General features: G+C 73.0%; 10 protein-coding genes. 7 read left to right on the top strand and 3 right to left on the bottom strand.

From position 1 onward, the window contains the following. The 4 genes from ABD691_RS32435 to ABD691_RS32420 all read left to right on the top strand — a co-directional run. Positions 1-676, top strand: a 676-nt coding sequence (locus tag ABD691_RS32435) for an ATP-binding cassette domain-containing protein (protein ID WP_344686182.1), incomplete at its 5' end; no start/stop codon positions are given. Between the two features lie 148 nt (positions 677-824). After that, positions 825-1,973 carry a GAF domain-containing sensor histidine kinase gene (locus ABD691_RS32430; RefSeq protein WP_344686181.1) on the top strand — a complete coding sequence of 383 codons (1,149 nt, stop codon included), beginning with the start codon at positions 825-827 and terminating at the stop codon, positions 1,971-1,973. A gap of 52 nt (positions 1,974-2,025) precedes the next feature. Further along, entirely contained in the window at positions 2,026-2,253 is a 228-nt protein-coding gene (locus ABD691_RS32425; protein ID WP_344686180.1) for a LapA family protein, read from the top strand. 10 nt (positions 2,254-2,263) lie between these two features. Next, positions 2,264-2,899 (top strand): GAP family protein, encoded by a 636-nt coding sequence (locus ABD691_RS32420; protein ID WP_344686179.1) that lies wholly within the window; start codon positions 2,264-2,266, stop codon positions 2,897-2,899. A gap of 3 nt (positions 2,900-2,902) precedes the next feature. Here the strand turns inward: ABD691_RS32420 and ABD691_RS32415 are convergent, their stop codons facing one another. Continuing rightward, the gene (locus ABD691_RS32415; RefSeq protein ID WP_344686178.1) at positions 2,903-3,541 is read right to left on the bottom strand and encodes a response regulator; all 639 of its coding nucleotides are present in this window, start codon (positions 3,539-3,541) and stop codon (positions 2,903-2,905) included. A gap of 57 nt (positions 3,542-3,598) precedes the next feature. Next, positions 3,599-4,093, bottom strand: coding sequence for a DoxX family protein (locus ABD691_RS32410; protein ID WP_344686177.1), 495 nt, complete (start codon positions 4,091-4,093; stop codon positions 3,599-3,601). Positions 4,094-4,282: 189 nt separating this feature from the next. Here ABD691_RS32410 and ABD691_RS32405 point away from each other — a divergent pair, with 189 nt between their 5' ends. Continuing rightward, complete coding sequence (locus tag ABD691_RS32405; RefSeq protein ID WP_344686176.1) at positions 4,283-4,741, top strand: Hsp20/alpha crystallin family protein; 459 nt, start codon at positions 4,283-4,285, stop codon at positions 4,739-4,741. 95 nt (positions 4,742-4,836) lie between these two features. On the opposite strand, the gene ABD691_RS32400 is transcribed toward ABD691_RS32405, so the two are convergent. Next, entirely contained in the window at positions 4,837-5,442 is a 606-nt protein-coding gene (locus tag ABD691_RS32400; RefSeq protein ID WP_344686175.1) for a macro domain-containing protein, read from the bottom strand. Positions 5,443-5,554: 112 nt separating this feature from the next. Here ABD691_RS32400 and pheA point away from each other — a divergent pair, with 112 nt between their 5' ends. Together pheA and ABD691_RS32390 are read left to right on the top strand one after the other, a co-directional pair. Next, a complete protein-coding gene (pheA, locus tag ABD691_RS32395) occupies positions 5,555-6,478 on the top strand; it encodes a prephenate dehydratase (protein ID WP_344686174.1) in 924 nt (307 codons plus the stop codon). Beyond that, positions 6,475-7,095 carry a histidine phosphatase family protein gene (locus ABD691_RS32390; RefSeq protein ID WP_344686173.1) on the top strand — a complete coding sequence of 207 codons (621 nt, stop codon included), beginning with the start codon at positions 6,475-6,477 and terminating at the stop codon, positions 7,093-7,095. Before pheA ends, ABD691_RS32390 begins: the two co-directional genes overlap by 4 nt. Positions 7,096-7,163: the final 68 nt, after the last annotated feature.

The following is a 7,163-nucleotide window of genomic DNA, read 5'->3' as shown; positions in this document are numbered from 1 at the left end:
GGAGGCCGCGGCGGAGCCGGTCGCCGGAGGCGACGGGGTGGAGCTGACCAGGGTCGCGGCGCGGTGGCCGGGCGCGGCGGAGCCGGCGCTGAAGGGCGTGGAGCTGCGGATCCCGGCGGGGGCGCACGTGGCGGTGGTCGGGCCCTCGGGCGGTGGGAAGTCGACGTTGTTGGCGCTGCTGCTGGGTTTTCTGCGGGCCGAGCAGGGCGAGGTGCGGGTCCCCGGGACCGTGACGTGGTGTCCGCAGGAGCCGCAGCTGGTGTCGACGACGGTGCGGGAGAACCTGCGGATGGCCGCGCCGCACGCCGACGACGCCGAGCTCACCGAGGCGCTGCGGCTCGCGGGTCTGCCGGACATGCCGCTGGACCACTTCGTGGAGTCCGGCGGTGCCGCGCTGTCCGGCGGCGAGGCGCAGCGGGTGGCGCTCGCGCGGGCGCTGCTGGCCGATGCGGAGCTGGTCCTGCTCGACGAGCCGACCGCGCACCTCGACGTCCCGACGTCCGAGGCGCTGCTGGACCGGCTCCACCACGCGCTGCGCGGGCGGACCGTCGTGCACGTGACGCACCGGTTGTCGGAGACCGAACACGCCGACCTGGTGCTGCGGGCCGATCGAGGTTCGGTTCAGGTGCTGAGAAACGCTCTGGCGGAATCACCGGTCGGCAGCCGCGAGTCGTGAGGGCGGACCTCCGGGAGGCGACGGCAGCTTCGGGAGACCGTTCCCGGCGACACCAGCTTCGCGGGAGACCACCGGGAGCCGCCGCCGCTGTGAGCTTCGCCCGATCCCGCGCCCGGCCGCTACCAGGAGATATAGCCTCGTGGACGTCATGGACTCGACCCTCGCCCGCCGGATGCTCGCCGCCTCGACGGAGATCACCACCGTCGCCCTGTCGGCGGAGGACCCGGAGGTCGTCCTCCCGATGGTCGTCCGGCAGGCCGCCGCGCTCGCCGAGGCGGACCAGTGCCTGGTCATGGTCCGCGGCGACGACGGCAGGCTGACCATCGAGGCCGCCTACGGCGACCCGACCGCGATCGGCCCGCTCGCCGACCCCGTCGGCGTGGTGCTGTCCACCCGCTCCGCGGCGGCGCGGGTCGCCCGCAGCGGCGTGCCGGTGGTCGTCGACGACGTCATCGACGACCCGATCACCGCGCCGTACGTGCCTTCGGCGCTGCGGGTGTACGGGCCGTTCGCGGCGGCGCCGTTCGGCACCCGCGAACGCAGGCTGGGCGCGCTGGCGGTGTACCGCAGGCGCGGGGCGAGCACCTTCACGCGGGTGGCGGTCGACGTGCTGACCGCGTTCGCCGCGCAGGCGGGTCTCGCGCTGGTGCTGGCCGAGGGTTCGACAGCGCGCCAGCGCATCGCGGTCTACCAGGAGCGCGAGCGCATCGCCCGCGACCTGCACGACGTGATCGTCCAGCGGCTCTACGCGGCGGGCGTGCAGCTGGAGGTGCTGGAGAAGCGGCTCAGCGGCAGGCTGGACCGCCCCGACGCCGACCGGCTGGCCGAGACCATGGACCAGATCGACCAGACCATCGCCGAGGTGCGCGCGACCGTGCGAACGCTGACCTCGGCCGATCCCGGAACGCCCGCCCAGGCGCCGGACCTGGCCGAGTCGATGCGCTCGGAGGTCCGCATCGCGGGCGAGCTGCTGGGCCGCGCGCCGAAGCTGGACATCGAGGGCGACCTGACCGACGTGCCGGTCGCGGTCGCCGACCACGCCCGCGCCGCGCTGCGCGAAGCGCTGTCCAACGTCGTCCGGCATTCGGGCGCCCGGACCGTGCTGGTCCGGGTCCGCCGGTCCGGCTACGGGCTCCGGCTCCAGGTCGTCGACGACGGCTGCGGCGTTCCGCGCGACGTGTCCAAGCGCGGGCTCCGGAACATGGAGGAGCGCGCCACCGCCGCGGGCGGGCGCTGCGTGATCACCTCCTCGCCGGACAGCGGGACCACCGTCACCTGGGAAGTCCCGCTCGGCTGAGCGGGGTCCTTGTGCCCTGGGAGGCGCGAGCGCGCGTCCCCAACCTGAGTGCATGTCCCAGCGCAACAGCCCGCAGAAGCGGTCGCACCGGGTGTCCCCGCGGGTCGTGACGGGGGTCGTGCTCGCCGGCCTCGCGGTGGTGTTCGTGCTGGAGAACCGGCAGGTGGTGGACATCCGCGTGCTGCTGCCGGTGGTCACCGCCCCGCTGTGGGCGGCGCTGCTGGCGGTGCTGGTCATCGGAGTGATCGTCGGATTCCTCCTCAACCGGCCGCACCGCTGAGGACCCCGCGGTGAACCTCCAGGTGCTCCCGCTGGCCGTCACGATGATGGCCGGGCCGCAGATCATGTCCGCGATCGTCCTGGTGACCAGCACCAGAGCGGTGCGCAACTCGGTCGCGTTCGTGCTCGGCGTGCTGGTCGCGACAGTGGTGGGGCTCGCCATCACCCGCGGGCTCGCCGCCGCGCTGGGCAGCACCGGGCTGCTGGAGGGCCGGCCGCGGGAAGGCGGATCGGTGGCCACGGTCATCCAGGTCGTCCTGGTGCTGCTGCTCGCGCTGCTGGCGGTGCGCGCGTTCCTGACCCGCAGGACCGCCGAGCCGCCCAAGTGGATGGAATCGCTGATGGAGGCGAGCCCGGCGACCTCGGCGCGGACCGGGCTGCTGGTCATCCTGCTCATGCCGTCCGACATCGTGGTCCTGCTGACCGTGGGCATGAACCTGGAGCAGCACGACGCCGGCCTGCTCGCGGCGTCGCCGTTCATCGCCGCGACCGCGCTGATCGCGGCGCTGCCGCTGCTGGCCTACCTGCTGTTCCGCAAGCACGCGGTGTCGGTGATGCCGCAGGTGCGGGAGTGGATGAACACGCACAGCTGGCTGATCAACATCGGGGTGTGCCTGCTGTTCATCGTGCTGGTCGCGAGCGGCTGACGGTCAGTGGCTCTGCCTGCGGGCGACCCAGGCGGCTGCCTGCGTCCGCCGCTCCATGCCGAGCTTGGCGAGCACCGCGGTGACGTAGTTCTTCACCGTCTTCTCCGCGAGGAAGAGGCGCTCGGCGATCTGCCGGTTGGTCAGCCCCTCGCCGATCAGCTCCAGCACCCGGCGCTCCCGCTCGGTGAGCGCGTCGAGCTCGTCCGGCTCCGGGCTGGTCGACTGGCGCAGCCGGTCCAGCACCCGGGCGGTGGTGACCGGGTCGAGCAGCGAGCGGCCCGCCGCGACCTCGCGGACCGCGTTGACCAGGTCCTGGCCGCGCACCTGCTTGAGCAGGTAGCCGGAGGCGCCCGCGTTGATCGCGCCGACCAGCGCCTGCTCGTCGTCGAAGGCGGTCAGCACCAGGCAGAACGGCGGTTCGTCGAGCGCGCGCAGCTTGCGGCACAGCTCCAGCCCGTCGCCGTCGGGCAGCCGCATGTCGACCACGGCGACGTCCGGATGGACGGCCTGAGCCCGGACGAGGGCCTCGTCCACCCCGCCGGCCTCCGCGACGACCTCCACGTCGGCTTCGGTGTCGAGCAGGTCGCGCAGCCCGCGGCGGACGACCTCGTGATCATCGACAAGCAGTACCCGCACTGGCACGAGGTCCACGCTACGGAGCGCCCGCCGGGGCAGCGCGGGCAGGGGTCCGAATCTGGTTCACTTCCGGTGCTTCTTGACGGCCTTCTGGCCCTTGGCGGCGACCTTGTTCGCCCGGCGCCGCGCCCGGTAGCCCACCGACGGCTTGCCGCCGGTGTCGACGGCCGAGATCAGCAGTCCGCCGAGCAGGCTGACGTTCTTGTAGAACTGGACCTGCTGGTTGGCCCGCTCCTCGGGGTCGGTGAACTCCCAGAACGAGTGCGCGGCCAGCGTCGTCGGGATCACGCTGCCCGCCAGCAGCAGCGAGGCCAGCCGCGGCCACCGGCCCAGCGCCAGCATCGCGCCCGCGCCGACCTTCACCAGCCCGTCGATGCGGACCAGCGTCTCGGGGTCGGTGGGCAGCTGGGCGGGCAGCGAGCCGCGGGCCCTGCCCACGGTCCGTTCCAGCAGCGGGGTCGCCGCCTTGGCGTGGTTCGGCACATCGCGCAGCGCCTGCACCCCGCCGTAGATGAATGCGGTCGCCAGCAGCGGCCGGGCCAAACGGCGGATGAGCATCTCGCAGACCTCCCGGGAGATCGGTAACTGGTGGATCCGACGGTACTCACAGTCAGCGGCCCGTGCCCGTCCTTCAGGCTTGCGTCGAAGCGGCTCAACTTTTGTCATCGAGTCGGGAACAAGAAGACGGCGGCGCCCGTTGGAAGGGGTGAAGCCGTCAGCGGAACGGCAGGAATCGAGGAGGAAGAGATGGCTCTCGTCCGCAGGTCTTCGTGGGATCCGTTCGGCAACCTGGTCCGCCAGCTGGACCGCGACTTCGACAGCCTGACCAGGCGGCTGTCCGGCAGCGCGGGCGTCGAGGGCTTCGTGCCCGCCACCGACGTCGAGCGCGAAGGATCGGACGTCGTGATCCGAGTGGAGCTGCCCGGCGTCGACATCGCCAACGACGTGGACGTCGAGGTGGCCGACGGCAGGCTGGTCATCAGCGGCAACCGCAACAGCGAGCAGACCCGCTCCGAGGGCTCGGTCCTGCTGCGCGAGATCCGCACCGGCGCCTTCCGGCGCGAGTTCAACCTGCCCGAGGGCGTCACCGCCGAGCAGGTCGAGGCCCGCTACGAGCGCGGCGTGCTGGAGGTCCGCGTCCGCGAGGTGAGCAAGCCGGAGGCAGGCCCGACCAAGATCGCGATCACCGCACCCGACCAGAACTGACCCGACGGAACTGACGAGGGGCTCGCACCAGCGGGCCCCTCAGTCGTCGAGCCCACCCGGAACCCGAACAGAAAAGCCGGCGCGGGGATCAACCCTCACCGGTACTCGACGCGAGCGAAAACCTCGTCCCAAGCGGCGGCGACCTGCCGAGCGCAGAGCTGAGCGGAAGCCCCGCCGACGCCGGTCCCCAAACCGGGCATCGCGATCGACCGCACGAGATCGCGCACGGGAGTCCCGTTCTCCAGCACCCCGTTCGACCACAGCCGCAGCACCGCCCGCGCGCACAGGTACGGGTTGACGGTGTCCGCGGGCAGGTGCTCGCCGGGCTCGCGCATGGTCGGCGAGCTGAACAGCCACCGCGGCGACGGAACGCCGGTGGCGACCAGCAGCGCCTGCCCCACCGGCAGCTCGCCGCCGTGGTAGGCCAGCACGGCCCTGCGCACGTGCTGCTCGACGTCGGGGAAGGCCCGGGCGTACAACGCGTCGATGCCGCCGCGCATCCAGCCGTAGGAGTTGGCCGGGCTGACCACGGCGTCCACGGGGCGGTCGAACACCGAGCCCTGGTGCACGTCCACGCCTGGCCTGCCGTCGGCGATCTCCCGCCAGGCTGCGGTCAGCGGCTCGTCCAGCGCGCACAGGACGAGCCGCAGCTCCGGCTCCGCTCCGTCCGTTGAGCGTTCCGACTCCGCGGTCACGCCCACAGCATCGCAGGGATGGACCGTTTCGGGGCATCGGATAGGTCACACATTCGCCGAACTGGCGCAGTGCGGGCGGTGGCGTGGGCCACACCGCGCGGGCCGTAGGCTGGTCGGCGTGCCACAGATCGCGTATCTCGGACCCCCCGGAACCTTCACCGAACAGGCGAGCAGGGCGCTGACCACCGGCTTCGACGCGGAGCTGGTCGCCTACGACGCGGTGCCGCAGGCGTTGGCCGCGGTCCGGGCGGGCGATGTGGTGGCCGCCGGGGTGCCGGTGGAGAACTCGGTGGAGGGCTCGGTCCCGGTCACGCTCGACTCGCTGGTCTCCGGCGACCCGCTGGTGGCCGTCGCCGAGACGATCATCCCGATCACCTTCGACGTGCTGGTCCGGCAGGGCACCACCGCAGCGGAGGTCGGCACCGTGGCCAGCCACCCGCACGCGATCGCCCAGGTCCGCGGCTGGCTGGCGGAGAACCTGCCCGGCGCGCGGGCCGAGCCGGCGGCCTCGACCGCCGCCGCGGCAGCCGCCGTCGACGCGGGCGAGTTCGACGCCGCGATCTCCGCGCCGATCGTGGTCGAGCACTACCCCTCGCTGGAGCGGCTGGCCACCGGCGTGGCCGACGTCCGCGACGCGATCACCCGCTTCCTGCTGGTCCGCAGGCCCGGCCCGCCGCCGGAACCGACCGGCGCGGACCGCACCTCGGTGGCGGCCGTCATCGCGCACGAGGTCGGCTCGCTGACCGACGTGCTCGCCGAGCTGTCGCTGCGCGGCATCAACCTCACCCGCATCGAGTCCCGCCCGATCAGGGACCGGATCGGCGAGTACCGCTTCTACCTCGACTTCGACGGCCACGTCGCGGACGCGAGGATCGGGGACGCGCTGGCCGCGCTGCGGCGGCGGTGCAGCGAGGTCCGGTTCCTCGGCTCGTACCCGAAGGCCGACCACTCGCCGTCCGCCGTCCGGCCGTCGGCCTCCGAGCAGGCGTTCCGGGCGTCCGAGCAGTGGCTGGCCGAGATCCGCGCGGGACGGCTCGCATGACCCCGGACGGAACCCGGCTGGTGCTGGCCAGGCACGGGCAGACGCCGTCGAACGTGCGCCACGCGCTGGACACCCTGCCGCCCGGACCCGGGCTGACCGAGCTGGGCCGGGCGCAGGCGCGGGAGCTCGCCGAGCGGCTGGACGAGGAGAAGATCCGCTCGATCCACGCCAGCCGCGCGGTGCGGGCGCAGCAGACGGCCGGTCCGCTCGCCGCCCGCCACGGGCTGGAGGTGGCGGTCGTCGACGGCACCCACGAGATCTTCGTCGGAGACCTGGAGGGCACCACCGACGACGAGTCCCGCCGGCTGTTCGACGAGGTCTACGCGGCCTGGCACGAAGGCAGGCTCGACGTCCCGATGCCGGGCGGGGAGACCGGTCAGCAGGCGATCGACCGGTTCCTCGCCACCACGCACCAGGTGCTGGACGGCAACACCGGCGGCACGGTCGTGCTGGTCAGCCACGGCGCGATGCTCCGGCTGGTCGCGGGCCACCTCGCGGTCAACATCGACGGCGCGACGGCGAACTCCACCCTGCTGCCCAACGCCGGGATCATCGTCCTGGACGGCACCCCGGAAGGCTGGCACTGCACGCAGTGGGACGGCCTGGACCTTCTCTGAAGGGTCCGGCTCGTTTTTGAAGCGGCGCAGCCGCTTGGCCCACGCACGCAACCGGCACCGCCGCGGGT

The organism is Saccharopolyspora taberi (genome assembly GCF_039534165.1).
Lineage (GTDB): Bacteria > Actinomycetota > Actinomycetes > Mycobacteriales > Pseudonocardiaceae > Saccharopolyspora_D > Saccharopolyspora_D taberi.
Note: the sequence above shows the minus strand (reverse complement) of the source record. Positions and strands in the feature narration are given on the sequence as shown.

Coding starts and splice junctions, on each gene's coding strand:
- ABD691_RS32430 (WP_344686181.1), top strand. CDS start 825: ATGGACTCGACCCTCGCCCGCCGGATGCTCGCCGCCTCGACGGAGATC.
- ABD691_RS32425 (WP_344686180.1), top strand. CDS start 2,026: ATGTCCCAGCGCAACAGCCCGCAGAAGCGGTCGCACCGGGTGTCCCCG.
- ABD691_RS32410 (WP_344686177.1), bottom strand. CDS start 4,093: ATGCTCATCCGCCGTTTGGCCCGGCCGCTGCTGGCGACCGCATTCATC.
- ABD691_RS32405 (WP_344686176.1), top strand. CDS start 4,283: ATGGCTCTCGTCCGCAGGTCTTCGTGGGATCCGTTCGGCAACCTGGTC.
- ABD691_RS32390 (WP_344686173.1), top strand. CDS start 6,475: ATGACCCCGGACGGAACCCGGCTGGTGCTGGCCAGGCACGGGCAGACG.